The following is a 19373-nucleotide window of genomic DNA, read 5'->3' as shown; positions in this document are numbered from 1 at the left end:
ATGACCCGAACCGTTCGGCGACTCAAGGCGATCAGCCTCGCCCTTATTCTACTGCCCTGGCCTTTGCTTGCCGGTGCCAACACGGCAGCACCCGTGGCGCCCGACGCACGGCCGCGGGTCGCGGTGATTATTGACGATCTGGGTTACGAGTTTGCGGCCGGACAACGGGCGGTCACATTACCGGGTCCGGTGGCGTGCGCTGTATTGCCGGCCACTCCGCGCGGCAGGCAGCTGGCGGAACTCGCAGCGAGCAATGGCAAAGAGGTGTTGTTGCACTTGCCCTTGCAGGCACAGAACTACGATGGTGATCGAGAACCCGGCGCTATGCTGCTGGACATGAGCCGGGAACAATTTGCAGCGACCTTCGCCGAAAATATTGCCTCGATACCGCACGTGATTGGCGTCAATAACCACCGAGGCAGCCTGCTGACCCGTCACCCCGGCCACATGGGCTGGCTGATGGAAGAATTGCGCGCACGCGGCGGGCTGTTTTTTGTCGACAGCTATACCACTCACCGTAGCGTGGCTCTGCAGGTTGCGCTGGAAGCCGGAGTACCCGCGGTGCGGCGTGATGTCTTTCTCGATGCCGAACGTTCGGCCGCCGCTGTGGCTCGTGAGTTCGAGCGCCTGCTGAGCCTGGCCCGGGAACACGGCAGCGCCATCGCCATTGGTCATCCTTACCCCGAGACCCTCGACTTTCTGGAACAGGCACTGCCGGGACTGGCTGCCGAGGGCATCGACCTGGTCAGCCTCCGCGAATTGTTGCCGAACGGATATTGAACCCGCCAGCCAGTTGCCGCTCTAACCATCGTCTGTCAGGCTATTGAAAGACTCGCAATGAAGATACCTGCCGCCATGCTCAGGCAATTTGTTCCAACCGTCTTGCTGTTCGCCACACTTGCCGCGCTCTGGTCGCAGACCGCTGCGGCCCAGCAGCGCGCGGAATCGGCAACACAGGCATTGCCTGACACCGCTTGCACGATGCAGTTCGACCCGGTCTGCGGCGTCGACGGCAAAACCTATAGCAACGATTGTGTCGCCACCGCTGCCGGCGTGGACATTGTTGGCTTCGGCGAGTGCAGCGAGTATGAGGAGGCCTGTACCGATCGCGACGAGCCGGTCTGCGGCGCTGACGGCAAGACCTACGGCAATCGCTGCGTAGCGGAAGGTGCCGGTATAGCAGTTACCAGTGAAGGTTTGTGCCCCGATGCGAAAGCGTGCAGCGAAGATTTCGAGCCGGTTTGCGGTGTTGATGGCAATACTTACAGCAATGCGTGCTTCGCCAGCACATCAGGGGTTGATATCGCCTTCACTGGTCTTTGCGAAACCCCGGAAAGCGAATGCGACGATGAGTACACGCCGGTCTGTGGTGTTGACGGTGTGACCTACAACAATGCCTGCAAAGCGAACGAGGTCGGCATCGATGTCGCCAACCTTGGTATTTGCAGTGACAGTGGTTGCCCGGATGTTTACGAGCCCGTGTGCGGCATGAATGCGCGCAGTTACCGTAATCGCTGCGAAGCAGAACAGGACCGCGTGCCCGTTCAGCGTCGGGGATTATGCGAGCCTGGCAATTGCCCGGATGTGTACGCGCCGGTTTGCGATGCTGATGGGCAAACCCACGCGAATGCCTGCGAAGCGGAAGGTGCCGGCGTTACCGTGTTTACTGAAGGCGCTTGCGACGCTCGGCCGTGCCCGCGCCTGTACGTGCCGGTTTGCGCCGCGGATGACCGAACCTACGGCAACGCCTGTCAGGCAGAACGTGCTGGAGTCCGAATTCAGCACGCGGGCCTGTGTGAAGCGCAGGGACTAAACTGCCCTAACGTCTATCAGCCGGTTTGCGGTCTCGACGGCAACACCTACGACAACGAATGCCGACTGCTGAACGCCAAGCAGACGATGGCTTATGCGGGCGTTTGCCTGGGGCAGTAAAGGCGCTCAGTCGCTCCAGGCACTTTGCAAGCGGCCATCGCCAGCGTCGCGATACGGCAACCAGACAATACCGAACAAAGACACGTGCACATCCGTTGTTTTTGCGCGCACCACAATCTCTTCGAGCGTTTCATCCAGTGCGTTGAATCCGGTGTCCAGCTCGTCGATTTCGCGTTGCAAATCCTCGTTCAATGCATCGAGATCCGACTGAACTTTTTGCAGGGTTTCTTTGGCCCGCTCAACGTCCCCCGCTTCTTTGCGGGCGCCACTGGCTGATCGTATCGCGGTGCCAACTTTGCTGGCGGTACTGGCGGTCAGCTTCTTACGGCCGAGGACGGCGCCCAGAATCGCGGTGCCGAACGACAAAACCGTATCGAACTTCTTCTTGCCGGCTTGCTGGGACTCGCGGTCAATTGCTTGCCTCGCACGCAAGAGGCGATTTTCCAGCGTGGTGGTCTTGCTGGCGTAACGATTGCGCAGTTTTGCAATCGCCTTGTCGCGTTCTTCACTGGCCTGCTGTTGTAAACGGGTTCGAAACTCGCCTTCGGCTTCTCCCGGGTTCGAGGTCAGTTTGAATTTCTTGCTTCGGTACAGCGAGATGGTTTCATTCTGCCGAACCCAGCGCTTGTAGAGCTTTTCCCATTTTGCGTAATTGCTCTCTGCACTAAACAGTGCCGGGCAATCGGCGTAGCCGCTGTCAGGCTCGCCGTTGCTTTGCAGCGTATCGGCGCTGAACACCATCGACTCGCACAGATCCCAGTCCACTGCCAGCGGGCCGTCTTCGAGTTCCAGTGTGTGTACCGCGTCGCGGTGTTCATCAACTTTATAGCGAGCGTTACTGAAGGTGATGTCTGCCGCACCCAGCAGTCGCGGGTAGTACACGATGCCGCCGCCGCTTGCCGGTGCATAGTATTGCTTGATGGCCGGTGCCAGTACCGGCGCGTCACTACCGACAGTGCTGGCGGCGCGTTGCGCCGGCGCTGCTGTTTCGGCGACAGGCAAACGGTCTTGCATGAGTGTCTTGATCTGATCGCGCGTCAGCGGACCGGCAAGATAAGACATCGCCCAGCGCGTGCCGAAAACCACGTCTTCATCTTCATGCACGTTGTGCAACAGGAAGCGTCGCTTGCCGAGTCCTGCCAGTGTCCGCTCCATTTTGGCCCTGTCGAAAGCACCGCCCTGACTCGCGCCCTCAAGACCTTCCATCACCCGCATCTTGTCGCGCTCGGTTTGTAGGCGACCGATGAACCAGGTGCCGGTATTCGACAGGCCTTTGTAGTCAAGATCGACCGGGTTCTGGGTTGCGAGCACAAGACCCACACCGTAGGCACGAGCCTGTTTCAACAGGGTCAGGAACAAACGTTTGGACGGTGGGTTCGCGGTCGGTGGCATGTAGCCGAAGATCTCGTCCATGTACAGAATCGCACGCAGACTCGAGGTGCCTTGCTGGGCGCGCATCCAGGCAATCAGTTCGTTCAACAGCATGGTCACAAAGAACATGCGACTGGCTTCGTCGAGGTGTGCGATGGACATGATCGACGTGCGCGGCTTGCCTTCGGCCGTGTACAGGAGGCTCTGGGCGTTGAGCGGCTCACCTTCCATCCAGGCCTCGAAGCCTGGTGCGGCCAGCAAATTGTTCAGCCGCATTGCCAGTGCAAAACGGTCTTTGGAGGCGTAGAACGATTCCAGATCGAGTACGCCGACTTTGCTGACCGGCGGCATTTGTATCGCGCCTATAAGTGCGGCGATATCGAGATCGCGATGCTGTTGCCAGTAGTGGTCAAGGATCAGCGCAATCAGGATGTGTTCGCGGCTGGTGATCGGGTCGGCATCGATTCCGATCAACGACAGGATCCCCGTTGCCGTCGCCTGCACCCGCTCCCGGTACAAGTCGCCATCGGCGAGCAATTCAGGTTGCGGTGCAGCAAACGACTTCAATATGGAAACCGGCCGACCCGCCTGGCTGCCCGGGGTGTAGATGTTGATGTCCGTGCTGGCTTGCAGTTTGCGGATGCGCTCGCCGTCCTGGCCCCAGCCCGACAAGCCCTTCTTCCACAGCGCCGCTTGTGCTGCTGCGTACTCCTCGGTGCTTTGTCCCTGATCGGTTGCCTGGCGTGCATTGACCCAGGGCTGAAAGTCCTCCGTCGCAAGATTGGGGAAGGTGAGCATCAGGTTGCCGAGATCGCCCTTCGGATCGATCGCAATCACCGGGATATGATCGAGCGCCGCCTCTTCGAGCAAGCCGATGCCGAGGCCAGTCTTGCCGGAGCCGGTCATGCCAATGATCACGGCGTGAGTCGTGAGATCCCTGGAATCATAGAGCACCAGCTCTTCACCGGTTTTTCCGGTCGCGTCGTCCACGCGTTTACCTACATAAAACGCGCCCAGTTTTTCGAAATCGTGCATTGCCTTAACGTTCCTTATCGGTGGGTGACGGCGCCCGGCTTGATCGGACCTGGCTGCTTCCGCCGCTGCCAGGGAGCGGCGCCGGCCCGGTTACCAGCCGCAGCTGCGGCCCTCGTTCTGTACGTCCAGCCAGCTCATCAACGGCTCAAAGTAATCAATAATCGCCGTGGCATCCATTTCCCGGGTACCCGTCAATTTTTCCAGAGTTTCCTGCCACGGGCGACTGGCGCCGGCAGCCAGCATGGCTTGCAGGCGCTCACCCGCCTCCTTGCTGCCGAACACAGAGCATTCGTGCAACGGTCCGTTGAAGCCTGCTGCTTCACACAGCGAACGCTGGAACTGGAACTGCAGAATCCGCGCCAGGAAATAACGGGTATACGAGGTGTTGCCCGGGACATGGTACTTGGCGCCCGGATCGAAATAGTCTTCGCCGCGCTCGTCCACCGGCGCGATGCCCTGGTAGCGTGTTCGCAATTCCCACCAGGCTTTGTTGTAGTCCTCGGGCGAGGTCTTGCCCGCGAACACATCCCAGCGCCATTCATCAATCAGCTTGCCGAACGGCAGGAACGCAACTTTGTCGAGTGCCTGCTGCATTTGCCGATTGATCACAGCCTCTTCGCTGGACTCGGCTGATTCAATCAGGCCAACTTCGGCGAGGTAGCCCGGCGTCATCGACAGCGTGATTGTATCGCCGATCGCTTCGTGGAAACCGCCGTGCGCGCCGCCTTGCAACAGTCTTGGTTGTTCTTTGTACGCGCGCTGATAAAAGTTGTGGCCCAGCTCGTGATAAATAACCCGCAGGTCTTCATACGCGGGCTCTATACACATTTTTATCCGCAGATCGTTACCACCGTCGAGGCCCCATGCGCTGGCATGGCAGACGACATCCCGGTCCGCGGGTTTAACGAACATCGAACGTTCCCAGAATGTCGCTGGCAATTTCTCGAAGCCGAGCGATACATAGAACTGCTCGGCGGATTCGACCATGCTGATCGGCGTGTACTCTTGCTCGATCAGCGCGCTGTCCACGTCCAGGTCACCAACGCCAGGGTAGGGTTCCAGCAGGTCGTAAATTTCTCCCCACTCCTGTGCCCACATGTTGCCGAGCAGATGTGCCGGAATCGGGCCGTTCAGTGGTACTTTGTCTTCGCCGTATTCTTCTGCCAGTTCCGCACGAACGTGGCAATGCAGTGCGTCGTACAGCGGTTTTACCTGTTGCCAGAGGCGCGCCGTTTCGGTTTCGAATTCCGCCGGCGTCATGTCGTAGCCGTCTCGCCATAATTGGCCCAGATCGCCGTAACCCAATTCATTCGCACCTTCATTACTGAGCTCGACGAAGCGTGCGTACTTCTCGCGCAGCGGTTTCGCAACTTCACGCCAACCCTGCCAGGCGTCCAGCTGTGCATCGTAGTCGCGGCTCGCGGCGAGGACATTCTCCAGCTCATTGAGACTCATGCACTCGCGACCGTCTTCAGGGCAATACTTGCCTGCTCCGTACGTACCTGCCATGTCGGTCATTATTGCGGCAAGTTCGCGGCGTTTGGCCGGATCGTTCGGCGCTGGTTCGGATGTGCCAAGTTTGAGCTGTTTGAGTGAGCGAGCCGTGAGATCCGACATATCGGCATCGCTGAACTTTAGCGACTCCGCAACGCTCTTGCTGTGCCAGGCGGAATAGCGTTCGCTGGCTGCGGCGCTGAGTATCGCCGTGTCGAAATTAATATAAGTTGCCCGCACCCAGTTCGCAGCGCCGTTCTCCCGACCCATTTCTGCGAGCTCGGTGTTGAGTCGCTCGACGAACTCATCCGGGGACTCGTTGGCTTCGGTGGTCGCAACATCGACGTCCGCGTTACAAGCGGCGAGTGAAAGCAGTACGGATAACAGCCAATACTTTCTCATAAGAAACCTCTGCAAAGAATGCTGTGGTCAGGCAGGGCGCGGCGTGGAATCTGTCTTCCGGCCGGTCGTTCCGCGGTTTCGGTCAAGGGCAGCCACGTATAGCCGGGCGACGATCAGCTCACGCACAAACAGTGCCGGTAGGCCGCGTCAACCAGAGGCGTTTCTGCTCCGCCGCAAACATTACCCTATTTCAAGGGGAACTTCCCAAGCCGGCCTGCATCACTGCAGCGAGTGCTTAATCGGCCGGGTCTGCTTCGTCTTCTGGCTTACGAATGGCAAACACGCGCGACATAATAATGCCGAGCTCGTAAAGCAGATAAACCGGGACCGCGAGCACGGTCTGGCTGATAACGTCCGGCGGCGTCAGAAACATGCCCATCACAAAGGCGCCAAGAAATACGTAAGGGCGGGCCTTGCCGAGTTTCTCGGTCGTGGTCAGTCCCGTCCATACGATAAGAACCGTAGCAATCGGAACTTCGAACGCAATGCCGAAGGCAAAGATGATCGTAGTGATGAATGACAAGAATTCCGAGATGTCGGGCTGGACTTCGACACCTTCCGGCGCAATCTGCGTGAAAAACCCGAAGACGAGTGGGAATACGACGTAGAACGCGAAGGCGATGCCCGCGTAGAACAACAGGATGCTTGATGCCAATAGTGGCACCGCAAAACGTTTTTCCTTGCGGTACAAGCCGGGCGCTACGAAAGCCCAGACCTGGTAAAGAACGACTGGCATGGCGACAAAGAGTGCCACGTAGAAGGTGAGCTTGAACGGCGCGATCAACGGTGACGCCGGCGCAGTTGCGATCATCTGAGCGCCCGGCAATACGGCGCGCAGCGGTTCGGAAGCAATCTCGAATATGGTGCTGGCAAATGGCAGCAGGCAGACGAACGCACCCACCACAGCCGCGGAAATTTTGAGAAGGCGCGATCGCAGCTCAACGAGATGCGATAGCAACGTGCCTTCGAGCATGCCGTCTTCCGCGTCGCTCGCGGTATCTTGATCGGGGTTTGTACTCACGCGGATTGATTCTTATCGGGACTGGCGACGGGCTCGTCTGCGCTGGTTTCAGTCTCGGTCACAACCGGCTCAGCGGCCTCTTCTGCGACATCGGCAACCGCATCATCGTCGTGGACTCCCGTGCCGGCGCTGTTCTTGTCGTGCGCTGGCGAGTAGGTGTCGTCGTAATCGTCATCCACAGGCGGCGTTTCGGCGACTGGCGCCTGGTAGTTATCCGGGTTTGAGTGTTGGGTGCGCGCCGGCGGCACGATATCCAGGTGCTTTTCAATGTTTAGTTCATCATCGAGCTGCCGTTTCATCACGCGCGTCATGCGACGCGCCTGACCCAACCAGCCGCCTAGCTGATTAGCCACACGCGGCAAGCGCTCCGGGCCCAAAACAATGAGTCCGAGAAGCAGCAGGATGATCAGCTCCCAGAAGCCGACGCCGGACATACAGAGTTACCGGTTATTTTCTTTTTTGTCGGCTTGTTCCACCGGCGTGTTATCAAAATCAGCGTCGCGGGATTTGTCGCTGAGCTGCTCGGCGGATTCCTCTTTTTCGGCTTCCGACATGGCGGAACGAAACCCTTTTACGGCGCTTCCAAGGTCGGAGCCCAGATTGCGCAGTCGCTTGGTGCCGAAAACAGCCAGCACTATGACCAGGACTATCAGCAGCTGGACCGGACCGATGTTCGATAACATCTTCTTACTTCTCCTGGGGCGTTAAGTTGCCCCGAATTTCGTGAAAGGCGTATGCGCCAGTCGTCGCCTGAAAACAGGCGGGACGCGAATTATGTTCATGATACCTCCGGCGGTGCAACAAAACTGCACCACCGTCACAAGCCGGGCATCAAGTCTCCAGCCAAAAGGTGACCGGACCGTCATTGACGAGCTGAACTTGCATGTCGGCGCCGAACCGCCCGCAGCCGACCTTGCCGAGCTTCGCCCGGCAGGCCGCCGCAAGGTCGTCGAAATAGGCGGAGCCAATGTCAGGTGCCGCGGCGCGGGTAAAACTGGCCCGGGTGCCCTTCTTCGTATCCGCTGCGAGGGTGAACTGAGGTACCAGCAGGAGCTCGAACCCGGTGTCCAGCAAGCTGCGATTCATACGTCCCGTATCATCGGGGAAGACCCGGTATTGGACAATGCGCTCGGCCAGTCGTTCGCTGTCGCGAGCGCTGTCGTCGCGATGAACCGCCACCAGCACCAGCAGGCCGCGGCCTATAGCGGCAACGCGCTCACCGTCGATAGTGACCGCTGCTTCGCTCACTCGCTGCAGTAATCCAATCACAGTCTCTGTTCCTTCCGCTAAGCAAGCCACCCTGGCCGCACGAGTTTATTCATCCATCGCCGAATAACAACGCCTACCCGCCTCCGTACGACGTGGCAGTCTGAATCAGCCGGGCAAGCGCCACCGCCGCAGCCTGGTTGCGCGGGGCATCTGGCCAGGGACGTCCAGTGTTGCTGCCCGGTCCAGGGAGGGAAAGGCCCCGGCCGAATGGCCGGGGCCACTGTCCGCCAAAAAATCACCCCAAGAGAAGCCAGCGGCCCACTCAGTTGCCATTATATGCATTGATAGAGGGGGTTAATCCCACCCAATTAAATTTAGTAAGGTAGTGGGCATAAATACCCGAAAATCTTGGACAGGACCGACTATGTGGGTTTTCTCTCCTCAAAAAAAAGTAATTGCAGTCCGCGGGCGTGGCACTACACTCCGTAGCCTTTGCCATCAATTAGACGGAACCGGAATCAATGAAACGACGAGCCTTTGTGGGGACACTCGCCGCTGCCGCTGGAGTGGCGGCCTGCAGTCAGGAATCAACCAACAGCAGTCCGGCAGCAAGCCAGCAAACGTTTCGTTGGAACATGGTCACGTCCTGGCCGCCCGGGCTGCCGGGCTTGGGTATCGGCGCCGAAAACCTCGCGAAGCGTATCGAACGCGCGTCGGGTGGCCGCCTCCAAATACGCGTTTATGCTGGCGGCGAGCTGGTTCCGGCGCTGGAGGTATTCGATGCGGTACGTGCCGGAACAGCGCAAATGGGCCACGACGCTTCGTACTATCACCGTGGCAAAGTGCCCGCTGCGCAATACTTCACTACTATCCCGTTCGCTCTCAACGGCAATGAAATCAACGCGTGGATGTACTACGGCGGCGGACTGAAGCTGTGGCGTGAACTTTACGACGAATTCGGCCTGGTACCGTTTCCGGCGGGCCAGACCGGCGTGCAGATGGCGGGCTGGTTCAACAAAGAAATCAACTCGGTCGACGACCTCAAGGGCCTGAAGATGCGCATCCCGGGGCTCGGCGGCGAAGTTATGCAGCGGGCGGGTGCGACGCAAGTCACGGTGCCCGCTTCCGAGATATTCACTTCCCTGCAAACCGGTGCTATCGATGCGGCTGAATGGGTTGGGCCTTACAACGACCTGTCACTCGGGTTGCACAAAGCGGCGCGCTACTACTACTACCCTGGCTGGCACGAGCCCGGTCCGCTCATCGAGTGCATCGTCAACAAAGAGGCGTGGCAGACCTTGCCGGAAGATCTGCAGGAAATCGTGGCGACCACCTGTCAGGCCATCAACCTCGATATCCAGTCAGAATACATGTACGGCAACGCGCAAGCGCTGCACGAGCTGATGCAGCAGCCGGACGTCGAGGTGCGTGAGTTGCCTGACGATGTTCTTGATCTGCTCGCAAAACACAGCAGCGACGTTGCGAACGAGCTTGCTGTGCGCGACCCCTGGGCGAAGCGCCTGCAGGAATCCGTGGCGCCCTTCCTCAAGAAGTCGACGGCCAATCAGCGCGTCAGCGAGTTCTCATACCTTAAAGCCAGAATGAGACTCGACGACGCCAGTTGATCGTCAGCTGCCGTATATCTGTTCGGGCAACCAGGTTATCAGTTCGGGGAACGCGGCAAGGATCAGCAGCGCCAGTAACTGAATGGCGACAAACGGAATCACGCCGCGGTATATCGCGGCTGTGCTGACTTCCGGTGGCGCGACGCCGCGCAGATAAAAGAGCGCGAAGCCGAACGGCGGCGTGAGAAATGACGTTTGCAGGTTGATGGCAATCATAATGCCCAGCCATACCGGATCGAGCCCCATCGCCAACAGCACCGGCGCGACAATGGGGACGACAACAAACGTAATCTCAATAAAGTCGAGAACGAAGCCGAGCAAAAACATCAGCAACATGACCACGAGCACCGCAGCGAATACGCCACCAGGCAAGTGATCAAGCAATTCGCGTACCGCGTCATCACCGCCGTAACCGCGAAACACCAGCGAGAATACTGACGCACCGATCAGGATCAGAAACACCATGCTGCTAACCCGCAGGGTTCCACGCATGATTTCCTGCAGACGCTCAAAATTCAGTGACCGACGTTGCAGCGCGATTAACAATCCGCCCGCGGCGCCAACACCCGCCGCCTCGGTAGGCGTTGCAAATCCGCCCAGTATCGAACCCAGCACCGAGAATATGAGTATCAATGGCGGCATGAGCGCTGCAAGGAGGCGCGCAAACGTTACCTCGCTGTCGTCATCTGGCCGCGCCGGCATCGACGCCGGTTTGATGATCGCCAGGCCGAACAAATACAGCATGTAAAGCACAACCAGCAGCAAACCCGGAATCAGCGCACCTGCAAACAGGTCACCTACCGACACGGTCTTGGGAGAAAAGATACCCTGTTGCAACTGTGCCTGTTGGTAGGCAGACGACATGACATCGCCCAGCATGACCAGAATGATCGACGGTGGAATGATCTGGCCGAGCGTGCCGGAAGCGCAGATTGTGCCGGCCGCTACTTCCGGCGAATAGCCACGCTTCAACATGGTGGGCAACGAGAGCAGCCCCATGGTGACAACCGTCGCGCCGACGATGCCGGTGCTGGCTGCGAGCAACATGCCGACCAGAGTGACAGCAATACCCAACCCGCCCCGTAGTCGCCCGAACAATGCGCTAAGCGTTTCGAGCAGGTCCTCCGCTATCCTCGCCCGTTCAAGCGTGATCCCCATAAATACAAACAACGGCACTGCAATCAGCGTCTCGTTGCCCATGATGCCGAACAGCCGACTCGGCAGCCCGGTGAGGAATGCCACTTCGAAGCCGCCACCGATGACCCCGGCAGTGGCAAACAACAGGGCTGTTCCACCGAGCGTGAAGGCAACGGGGAAACCCGCGAGCAGCAAAACAATAATGGTGACAAACAGTAGTAACGCGACCCATTCCATGGCTCAGCTCCGGCGCAGCGTGACAATTGCACGCAGCAGTATCGACAAACCCTGCAAGCCGAGCGTCAGTGGCATCAGTAGCAGTATGGATTTCAGCAACGGCATCGCCGGGTACGGCAGGCCTCCCGTCTCGCGCGATACTTCGCGGATCTCCCAGGCGCGACCGACGTAATCGAGCGCTTCATAAAATAAATAGCCACACAGCGGAAACACGAAAATTAATACACCGAGCGCATTAACCAGCGCGCGGCGACGTTCACTCATGCCGCTGTAGAAAACGTCAACGCGCACATGTTCATCCTGCTGCAAGGTGTACGCTGCGCCGAGCATGAAGACAGTCGCGTGCATCCACGTGAGAGTTTCCTGCAACCAGATAAAACCGCTGTCGAACAGGTAGCGCAAGACAACGATCACCACCGTTATCAACACCATGCCGAGAGTCAGCCAGGAAGCGGTCTTCCCGACCCACTCACTGAACGAGTCCAGACGTTGACTAAGGTCGTCAAAAGTTACATTCATAGCAAATCCATCTGCCGTTGCAGGCGTTTCAGGAACACAGACATTTCTTTGGCCGCCTGTCGGTCACCGTTGGTGGTAGCGATTCGAATACCCTCTTCGTAGATTGTCACTGCCTCGACCGCATCGCCGGTATCCGTTAGCGCTTTGCCAAGCAGCTTCCAGGCGGCTGAATAATTACGGTCCAATTCAAGGGCGGCGCGCAAATGCGGTATAGCCGCGGTTACCTCACCTTGCCCGTAATATTCGTTGCCCAGGGAAAAGCGCAGCATTGCTGAATCCTGGCCACGCGCAAGCATCTTCGAAAAAGCATCGATGCGGTCATTCATCAATGCCTCCAGAACGTCGGCGTGATCAAGACCAGCAGTGTAAAGATCTCGAGTCGTCCCAGTAGCATACAAACCATCGAGATCCACTTCGCGGTATCACTTAATGTCATGAAGCCCGCCGCGACTTCGCCAAGACCGGGGCCTAAGTTGTTCAAAGAAGCAGCCACCGCCGAGAACGCGCTGACCTGATCGAGCCCGGTCGCCATCATCGCGAGCAGCATGATTCCGAAGACGACGATATAGACGGAGAAGAAACCCCAGACCGCGTCAACCACTCGAAATGGCACGGCATTGTTGCCAAGCTTTACGGGAATCTCTGCGCTGGGGTGTACCAGTCGCGCAATCTCCCGGACACCCTGCTTGTAAATCAGCAGCCAGCGAATCACCTTGATGCCACCCGCCGTGGATCCCGCCGAGCCGCCAACGAAACTGGAGAAAATCAACAGAACGGGAATGGCTCCGGGCCATGCCGAATAATTGGCCGTCGTGAAGCCTGTCGTCGTCGCAATGGATACGGCCTGAAACACACCGTTGATGACGCTATCGCTGATGCTGCCGTAGGTATTCGACCATGCGAGGGATGCGGCAACGATCAGCGACAGGACCAGCAGCATCTTGGTGTAGGCGCGGAACTCCGGGTCCGCGGCGTAATGTTTTACTTGCACAAACCGCCAGGCAAAAAAGTGCAGCGAAAAGTTTATGCCGGCGGCAAACATAAAGGCGATCGCAACCAGGTCGACCGCTGTGCTGTTGAAGTAGCCGATGGAAAGATCATGGGTCGAGAAACCACCAATCGCCACTGTCGAGAAGGCATGGCAGATCGCGTCAAACCAGTCCATGCCGGCGAGGAAATAGCCGACGGTACACAAGGTTGTAAACGCCAGGTACACGTACCAGAGTGCTTTGGCCGTTTCCGTAATTCGTGGCGTGAGCTTGTTGTCCTTGACCGGCCCCGGCGTTTCCGCACGGTACAGCTGCATCCCGCCTACGCCGAGCATTGGCAAGACCGCGACAGCGAGGACGATGATGCCCATGCCGCCCAGCCACTGCAGTTGCTGCCGATAATAGAGTATCGACTTCGGCAGCGTATCCAGCCCGGTCAACACGGTCGCCCCGGTTGTGGTTAGCCCGGACATGGATTCGAACACGGCATCCGTAAATGACATTGACGGCACGTCGGCAAGAAACAGCGGTGCGGCACCAAACGTACCCAGTACGGTCCAGAATGACGCGACGACAATAAAACCATCGCGCAAGCGCAGCTCTTTGCGTTCGCCACGGACCGGAAACCAGATGATGATTCCTGATACCAGCGTCAACGCAAACCCCTGGATAAACGGCAGCCAGGACGCTTCTCCGAAAATAAAGCTGACAACGATCGGCGGCAACATCGTGATACTGAACAGCATCAGCAGCAGTCCGAGGATGCGTTGAACAGTAGTCCAGTTCATGGTGTTTGCTGCCGGCCGTGAATCAAACGAATTTGACGCCAACCTGGAATAACTTCTCCAGACTCTCGATCTTGCGTCGGTCGGTCATAAACAGAATGACATGATCATCAGACTCGATCACCGTGTCGTGGTGGGCAATCATGACCTCATCGCCCCGCACCACAGCCACTATCGTTGTGCCGCGCGGCAGGTCGATATCCTCTATTCTTCTGCCGACTACTCTTGAATCTGATTCCGAGCCGTGCGCGACCGCCTCGATCGCCTCAGCGGCGCCGCGGCGCAGAGAATGCACTTTAACAACATCACCGCGTCGCACGTGGGCCAGCAATGAGCCGATCGTTACCTGTTGCGGCGATATGGCGATGTCGATCGTGCCTGATTCGACGAGCTCTGCGTAAGAAGGCCGATTGATCAGTGCCATCACCTTGTGTGCACCAAGCCGTTTCGCCAGCATCGCTGACAGGATGTTGGCCTCTTCTGCATTAGTGAGTGCACAGAAGACATCGACGTTGTCGATGTTCTCTTCGAGCAGTAATTCTTCATCCGCCGCATCGCCAACCAGCACGATAGCCTTGTTCAGTTGTTCAGAGATCAGTCTGGCGCGTTTCGGATCGCGCTCTATGATCTTGACCTGGTTGGTTTGCTCCAGTGCATGCGCGAGTCGTATGCCGATGTTGCCACCGCCGGCAATAACCACTCGCCGAACCGGGTCTTCCAGTCGCCGCATTTCGCTCATGAAGATGCGAATATCCTGACGGGCGGCAATGAAGAAAACTTCATCGCCTTCCTGCACGATAGTGTCGCCATCAGGTTGCAAGGATTGGCCGGCACGATAAATAGCCGCAATGCGGCCTTCCGTATTCGGGATGTGCTCCTTCAGCGTCGAAATTTTCTTGCCCACCAACAGGCCGCCTTCATCCGCCCGGGCACCGACGAGTCGAACCCGGCCGTTAGCGAAGTCCAGCACCTGAAGTGCGCCGGGGTACAGAATCAGCTGAGCAACGTATTCGCAGACCAGCTGTTCCGGACTGATGCGTACATCGACCGGAATCGCATCCTGGGTAAACAGCTTCTTCGCACTCATGTACTCGGCTGAGCGGATGCGGGCGATCTTGGTGGGCGTGTGATAGAGCGTGTAGGCAATCTGACAGGCGACCATATTGGTTTCGTCAGAATCCGTGAGCGCGACAATAATATCGGCGTCATTGGCGCCAGCGCGTTCCAGCACGTCGGGGTAAGCTGCGTGGCCAACGACGGTGCGGATATCGAGCCTGTCCTGCAAGTCGCGGAGTACGTCGGCGCGCATGTCGACCACGGTGACTTCGTTGGCCTCCTCGCGCGACAAATGATATGCAGCCGAAGAGCCGACCTGGCCGGCGCCTAGAATCAAAATCTTCATATCAGGAGCAGGGTCCTAAAGCGCAATCGCGCCTTTGCTATTTCGATACTTCGGGCGATTCTACATCAGATCCAGGTTGGCATAGCTCAGCACAAGCCATTTGCTCCCGGCATTCTCGAAGTTGACCTCGACGCGCGCGTGCGCACCGTGCCCTTCGCAATTCAATATCACGCCATCACCAAATTTCGCATGTCTCACGCGTTGCCCGAGTCGTACGCCTATATCGGCGGCTGAGCCGGCACGCAGGCTGGTGCGGTCACTCTTGTGTCGCAGTGCCGGGCTGGGTGAAACCGGGCGACTGACCTGAACTTTCGGCCGAATCTCTTCCACCAGTTCGCTGGGAATCTCGCCGATGAAACGTGATTTTTGTGCGTAACTGTCCATACCGTGTAATCGGCGCTGCTCCGCATGAGTGAGGTACAGCAACTGACGCGCCCGGGTTATCCCGACGTAACAAAGGCGCCGCTCTTCCTCGAGACCGCTCATGTCATTTAATGAGCGCTGGTGAGGGAACAGCCCGTCTTCCAGCCCACACATGATGACCAGTGGGAATTCCAGACCTTTTGCCGAATGCATGGTCATAAGTTGCACACAATCTTCCCATGCGTCCGCCTGACCCTCGCCGGCTTCCAGCGCTGCGTGCGCGAGGAAGCCATCGAGCTCACTCATGCCCTCTTCGGCGACGTCGGGATTGAAGCCTCGCGCTGCGCTGACCAGCTCTTCGAGGTTTTCGATACGGGTCTCGCCCTTCTCGCCTTTTTCCTTACGGAAAAATTCGATCAGTCCGCTCTGTTGGATGACGTGATCAACTTTGCCGGCAAGATCCAGCGGTTCGGACTCGCGTGCAATCCGTTCAATCAGACTCATAAACGCGACGACGGATTTTGCGCCGCGACCAGCCAGCGCATCGCTGGTGATCGCACCCGCCGCGCGCCACATCGAACAGGAATTGTCCCTGCCGTAGGCGCGCATTAATTCGACCGTACGTGCGCCGATGCCTCGCGTCGGCCGGTTAACGACGCGTTCGAACGCGCTGTCATCGTCACGATTCGAAACAAGTCGCAGATAGGCGAGTGCGTCTTTGATCTCCTGGCGCTCGAAAAAGCGCAGGCCGCCGTAAACCCGGTAGGGAATTCGCGCGTTCATTAGCGCTTCTTCAAGTACGCGGGATTGGGCATTCGATCGATAAAGAATGGCCGCGTCGGTGCGTGCGTGACCCTGATCGCTCCAGTCGCGCAGACGCCCGATGATGAAGTCGGCCTCGTCTCGTTCATTGAACGCGGAATACACCCGTATCGGTTCGCCGTCTGTGCCGTCAGTCCACAGGTTCTTGCCCATACGTGAGCTGTTATTGGCGATGACGGCGTTGGCGGCATTCAGGATGGTGGAGGTCGAGCGATAGTTCTGCTCCAGCTTCACAATCGAAGCGGCCGGAAAGTCTTTCTGAAAGCTATAGATGTGTTCAACGCGCGCGCCGCGCCAGCGATAAATAGACTGGTCATCGTCGCCGACCGCAAACAGAACGCCTGTCTTGCCGGCCAGCAAGCGCAACCACGCGTACTGAATAGCGTTGGTGTCCTGAAACTCATCGACCAGCAAATGCCGGAAACGCGCCCGGTAATGCTCAAGAACGGTGGGGTTGTCCCGCCACAGCTCGTGTGCGCGCAACAATAACTCGGCGAAATCCAGCAGGCCGCCGCGGTCACAAATTTCCTGATAACTCTGGTACAGCGAAATGAGCTGGCGGCGTGTTTCGTCGCCACCGTCGTCGATATGCTGTGGTCGGAGGCCTTCGTCTTTCTGCGCATTAATGAAGTACTGCACATCACGCGGCGCGAAACTGCTGTCGTCGAGATCCAGGCTCTTGAACAGGCGCTTCAGCAAGCGTAACTGGTCGTCTGAATCGATGATTTGAAAACTCTGCGGCAGTTTTGCTTCGCGCCAGTGGCGTCGCAGCAAGCGATGAGCCAGTCCGTGAAAGGTCCCGACCCAAAGGTTGCTGGCTGGCATCTTCAGCAGATTCTCAATTCGATTGCGCATTTCTGCGGCGGCTTTATTGGTGAAAGTCACGGCGAGCAGACTTTGCGGGCTGACCCCCTCTACATCGATCAGCCAGGCAGCGCGATGCGTAAGCACGCGGGTTTTGCCACTGCCTGCGCCAGCAATGACGAGCAACGGCTCGGATGGCGCAGCAACGGCGGTGCGTTGTGCGTCATTCAGTGAGTCAAGTATTGGGGTTACGTCCATCGAGCTTTCAGCGGGAACTCTGAAAACAAGGCAGTCTAGCAGAGAAAGTTCCGTCCCTGTTGTGCCGATTCCAGTTGCAAATCCTGCTATTCCGCGGACTACTGCTCCCAGCGCAGTCCGAGCATGAATTGACTGCGGGTATAGTCGATGCGGTGATCATTCGACGCAGTGTCGTCGTACTCAAAGCTGCCGACGATGCCGAAATGGTCGCTGATCTGCCAGCGCGCCGTAACCCGTCCGTCGGCCGATTCCATGGTCTTACGGCCGGCAGCGGGGTCGTGGTAGGCCAGCGCGTTGGTGTAGTTGTAGTTGTGATACCAGCCTTCGACGCGAATTCTAAACTTGTCCGAAATCCGCAAGCTCATATCCGCACCGTAACTGTCACGCACATAATCGTTATAGCCCACGTACTTGTCTTCCCGCGTCGTGTGCGCGTAACGCAGGCCGAACCAAAAGGCACGGGTTACGCGCTGGCGTGCGGTCGCGCCGTAATTCAGGTAATCGTAACGCAGCGTTTCGCTGTCAATGCTTTGCGTGCCATCCAGTTCGAAGGCGCGCCGATCACCGAAGCGGCGTTGATAGACATCGCCCTCGAGCCGCAATAATGATGTCGATGTGAATCGGTATTGGACACTGAGGCCGCCCTTCAGGTACTCGTGATCGTATTCGGGCACCGGGTCGGAATTTTCGTAGTTCCAGATCTGGCCCTTGAAGTGCACATTGAACGACAATCGCGAGAATGACTGTCGGGCCCATACTTCCGGTCCATAACGCATGAAAGACAGGCGTTCGCCAATGTCTTCGCCATCAATATTGCGCTCGGTGCCGTCGTCAGGGTCGAACCAGACCTGGCTGTGTTGCGCTACGGTGAATGCACTGCGGATCCTGCGTTCTCGGTTTTCGCTGCGTCGCCGGTACTCTGTTCCGAACGCAACTTCGTGGGAAGTGGTATCCGCGTTGCTCAGTTCCGGGTCCTGGTAGTAGCGGCCGGCGACACGGTAGCGGCCAAAAAATGATTCATGTTCGAAGCTGTTGACGGTGTATTTGGCGGTGACGTCATACGGATAGAACGCGCCGGATTGAACGACCGGTACCGTTAGCGGCGCGCCGTTGCGGGTGCGGTCCAGATACTCTTCGTCCGGACTGCGGTAAGCATTGTCATCGCTGCCGAAACCCACCAGAGCACGAACGCTGAAACCGTTCGGTCGGGGCAACGGCGCGGGTCCCTCGGGTTCATCCTCTGCCGATAGATCACGGTCGTTACGATCAAGTCGGGCAATGGCGAGTGTTGCAAGCGCCGCCAGTTGTGGCCGGGATTGCTGTGCTTCAACCTGCCGAAACCACTCAAGAGCGGTACTGCGTTCGCCAGCAGCCATCGCGGTCAGGCCAAGATTGTAGTGCGCGATGTGCAGCAGACCGGGGTCGCTTGCGGCGCGCTCGAAAGCACGCCCGGCGCGCGGGAACTGGCCAGCCCGGTAGTGCGCCACGCCGGTGTTGTAATGCAATAGAGAGGAATCAAGTCCCGCATCGGCGGCTTGCTGATAGCGCAGCAATGCCGCCCAGTACAGGTCATCGCGGTACAGCCGGTTGCCGTCGGCGAACATTTCTTCAGCGCTGGCAGAAAATGCCGCCTGCCCGGGGACGAGGCTGCCGAGAGCCAATACAAGGCTGGCAGGTAGCCAGGGCGGGAAAAGTGTCGAGCCTTAAACATGCGGGGTGTCCGGGTGCGTCTGGTGTACTGATTTGGGCATAAACTACCCGGAAATCCGGCAGATGCGAGCATCCGGTCTCAAAACTTAGACTTAGCGCAAAAAAAACCGGAATGGCATTGCCGCCGCCGTCGGACCGGCCGACGCGGGCAATGCCCGCCGGCGGACGACTCGGCAGAGAAAATGTCGCCGTCGCGATTATTGGTCGATAGTTACCGGATTGCGAAGGAGGTCACATAAGCCACGGCAGCCACTGTCT

At 58.2% G+C, this 19373-nt stretch carries 16 protein-coding genes; 3 read left to right on the top strand and 13 right to left on the bottom strand.

Going from position 1 to position 19373, the window contains the following annotated elements; all coding sequences use genetic code 11:
- Positions 1 to 780, top strand: a complete 780-nt coding sequence (locus AC0L8N_RS09195) for a divergent polysaccharide deacetylase family protein (protein WP_473667344.1) — start codon at positions 1 to 3, stop codon at positions 778 to 780.
- A 57-nt stretch (positions 781 to 837) separates the two neighbouring features.
- The gene (locus tag AC0L8N_RS09190) at positions 838 to 1932 is read left to right on the top strand and encodes a Kazal-type serine protease inhibitor domain-containing protein (protein ID WP_473667343.1); all 1095 of its coding nucleotides are present in this window, start codon (positions 838 to 840) and stop codon (positions 1930 to 1932) included.
- A 6-nt stretch (positions 1933 to 1938) separates the two neighbouring features.
- On the opposite strand, the gene AC0L8N_RS09185 is transcribed toward AC0L8N_RS09190, so the two are convergent.
- The 6 genes from AC0L8N_RS09185 to dtd all read right to left on the bottom strand — a co-directional run bounded on the left by AC0L8N_RS09185 (position 1939) and on the right by dtd (position 8524).
- The gene (locus AC0L8N_RS09185) at positions 1939 to 4338 is read right to left on the bottom strand and encodes an ATP-binding protein (RefSeq protein WP_473667342.1); all 2400 of its coding nucleotides are present in this window, start codon (positions 4336 to 4338) and stop codon (positions 1939 to 1941) included.
- 90 nt (positions 4339 to 4428) lie between these two features.
- Positions 4429 to 6234 carry a M2 family metallopeptidase gene (locus AC0L8N_RS09180; protein WP_473667341.1) on the bottom strand — a complete coding sequence of 602 codons (1806 nt, stop codon included), beginning with the start codon at positions 6232 to 6234 and terminating at the stop codon, positions 4429 to 4431.
- 235 nt (positions 6235 to 6469) lie between these two features.
- Complete coding sequence (gene tatC / locus AC0L8N_RS09175) at positions 6470 to 7255, bottom strand: twin-arginine translocase subunit TatC (RefSeq protein ID WP_473667340.1); 786 nt, start codon at positions 7253 to 7255, stop codon at positions 6470 to 6472.
- Positions 7252 to 7689, bottom strand: coding sequence for a Sec-independent protein translocase protein TatB (gene tatB / locus AC0L8N_RS09170; protein ID WP_473667339.1), 438 nt, complete (start codon positions 7687 to 7689; stop codon positions 7252 to 7254). Before tatB ends, tatC begins: the two co-directional genes overlap by 4 nt.
- Positions 7690 to 7695: 6 nt before the next feature.
- Complete coding sequence (locus AC0L8N_RS09165) at positions 7696 to 7938, bottom strand: Sec-independent protein translocase subunit TatA (RefSeq protein ID WP_068618584.1); 243 nt, start codon at positions 7936 to 7938, stop codon at positions 7696 to 7698.
- Between the two features lie 148 nt (positions 7939 to 8086).
- Complete coding sequence (gene dtd, locus AC0L8N_RS09160) at positions 8087 to 8524, bottom strand: D-aminoacyl-tRNA deacylase (protein ID WP_473667338.1); 438 nt, start codon at positions 8522 to 8524, stop codon at positions 8087 to 8089.
- A gap of 461 nt (positions 8525 to 8985) precedes the next feature.
- Here dtd and AC0L8N_RS09155 point away from each other — a divergent pair, with 461 nt between their 5' ends.
- Complete coding sequence (locus AC0L8N_RS09155) at positions 8986 to 10089, top strand: TRAP transporter substrate-binding protein (RefSeq protein WP_473667337.1); 1104 nt, start codon at positions 8986 to 8988, stop codon at positions 10087 to 10089.
- A gap of 3 nt (positions 10090 to 10092) precedes the next feature.
- On the opposite strand, the gene AC0L8N_RS09150 is transcribed toward AC0L8N_RS09155, so the two are convergent.
- The 7 genes from AC0L8N_RS09150 to AC0L8N_RS09120 form a co-directional block, all read right to left on the bottom strand.
- Entirely contained in the window at positions 10093 to 11463 is a 1371-nt protein-coding gene (locus AC0L8N_RS09150) for a TRAP transporter large permease (RefSeq protein ID WP_473667336.1), read from the bottom strand.
- 3 nt (positions 11464 to 11466) lie between these two features.
- Positions 11467 to 11982, bottom strand: a complete 516-nt coding sequence (locus AC0L8N_RS09145) for a TRAP transporter small permease subunit (RefSeq protein ID WP_473667335.1) — start codon at positions 11980 to 11982, stop codon at positions 11467 to 11469.
- Entirely contained in the window at positions 11979 to 12308 is a 330-nt protein-coding gene (locus AC0L8N_RS09140) for a tetratricopeptide repeat protein (protein WP_473667334.1), read from the bottom strand. The genes AC0L8N_RS09145 and AC0L8N_RS09140 overlap by 4 nt, the downstream gene beginning before the upstream one ends.
- Positions 12308 to 13759 carry a TrkH family potassium uptake protein gene (locus tag AC0L8N_RS09135; RefSeq protein ID WP_473667333.1) on the bottom strand — a complete coding sequence of 484 codons (1452 nt, stop codon included), beginning with the start codon at positions 13757 to 13759 and terminating at the stop codon, positions 12308 to 12310. Before AC0L8N_RS09135 ends, AC0L8N_RS09140 begins: the two co-directional genes overlap by 1 nt.
- Positions 13760 to 13781: 22 nt before the next feature.
- Positions 13782 to 15158, bottom strand: a complete 1377-nt coding sequence (gene trkA / locus AC0L8N_RS09130) for a Trk system potassium transporter TrkA (protein ID WP_473667332.1) — start codon at positions 15156 to 15158, stop codon at positions 13782 to 13784.
- Between the two features lie 60 nt (positions 15159 to 15218).
- Positions 15219 to 17405: a DNA helicase II gene (gene uvrD / locus AC0L8N_RS09125; RefSeq protein ID WP_473667331.1), complete on the bottom strand. Its 2187-nt coding sequence runs from the start codon at positions 17403 to 17405 to the stop codon at positions 15219 to 15221.
- Between the two features lie 98 nt (positions 17406 to 17503).
- On the bottom strand, positions 17504 to 19066 hold the full coding sequence (locus tag AC0L8N_RS09120; RefSeq protein WP_473667330.1) for a hypothetical protein: 1563 nt from the start codon (positions 19064 to 19066) through the stop codon (positions 17504 to 17506).
- Positions 19067 to 19373 lie beyond the last annotated feature (307 nt).

This window comes from Woeseia sp. D3-10, from assembly GCF_055809415.1.
Note: the sequence above shows the minus strand (reverse complement) of the source record. Positions and strands in the feature narration are given on the sequence as shown.

Coding starts and splice junctions, on each gene's coding strand:
- trkA (WP_473667332.1), bottom strand. CDS start 15,158: ATGAAGATTTTGATTCTAGGCGCCGGCCAGGTCGGCTCTTCGGCTGCA.
- AC0L8N_RS09165 (WP_068618584.1), bottom strand. CDS start 7,938: ATGTTATCGAACATCGGTCCGGTCCAGCTGCTGATAGTCCTGGTCATA.
- AC0L8N_RS09140 (WP_473667334.1), bottom strand. CDS start 12,308: ATGAATGACCGCATCGATGCTTTTTCGAAGATGCTTGCGCGTGGCCAG.
- AC0L8N_RS09155 (WP_473667337.1), top strand. CDS start 8,986: ATGAAACGACGAGCCTTTGTGGGGACACTCGCCGCTGCCGCTGGAGTG.
- AC0L8N_RS09190 (WP_473667343.1), top strand. CDS start 838: ATGAAGATACCTGCCGCCATGCTCAGGCAATTTGTTCCAACCGTCTTG.
- AC0L8N_RS09135 (WP_473667333.1), bottom strand. CDS start 13,759: ATGAACTGGACTACTGTTCAACGCATCCTCGGACTGCTGCTGATGCTG.
- AC0L8N_RS09180 (WP_473667341.1), bottom strand. CDS start 6,234: ATGAGAAAGTATTGGCTGTTATCCGTACTGCTTTCACTCGCCGCTTGT.
- AC0L8N_RS09150 (WP_473667336.1), bottom strand. CDS start 11,463: ATGGAATGGGTCGCGTTACTACTGTTTGTCACCATTATTGTTTTGCTG.
- uvrD (WP_473667331.1), bottom strand. CDS start 17,405: ATGGACGTAACCCCAATACTTGACTCACTGAATGACGCACAACGCACC.
- tatB (WP_473667339.1), bottom strand. CDS start 7,689: ATGTCCGGCGTCGGCTTCTGGGAGCTGATCATCCTGCTGCTTCTCGGA.
- AC0L8N_RS09145 (WP_473667335.1), bottom strand. CDS start 11,982: ATGAATGTAACTTTTGACGACCTTAGTCAACGTCTGGACTCGTTCAGT.
- AC0L8N_RS09185 (WP_473667342.1), bottom strand. CDS start 4,338: ATGCACGATTTCGAAAAACTGGGCGCGTTTTATGTAGGTAAACGCGTG.
- AC0L8N_RS09195 (WP_473667344.1), top strand. CDS start 1: ATGACCCGAACCGTTCGGCGACTCAAGGCGATCAGCCTCGCCCTTATT.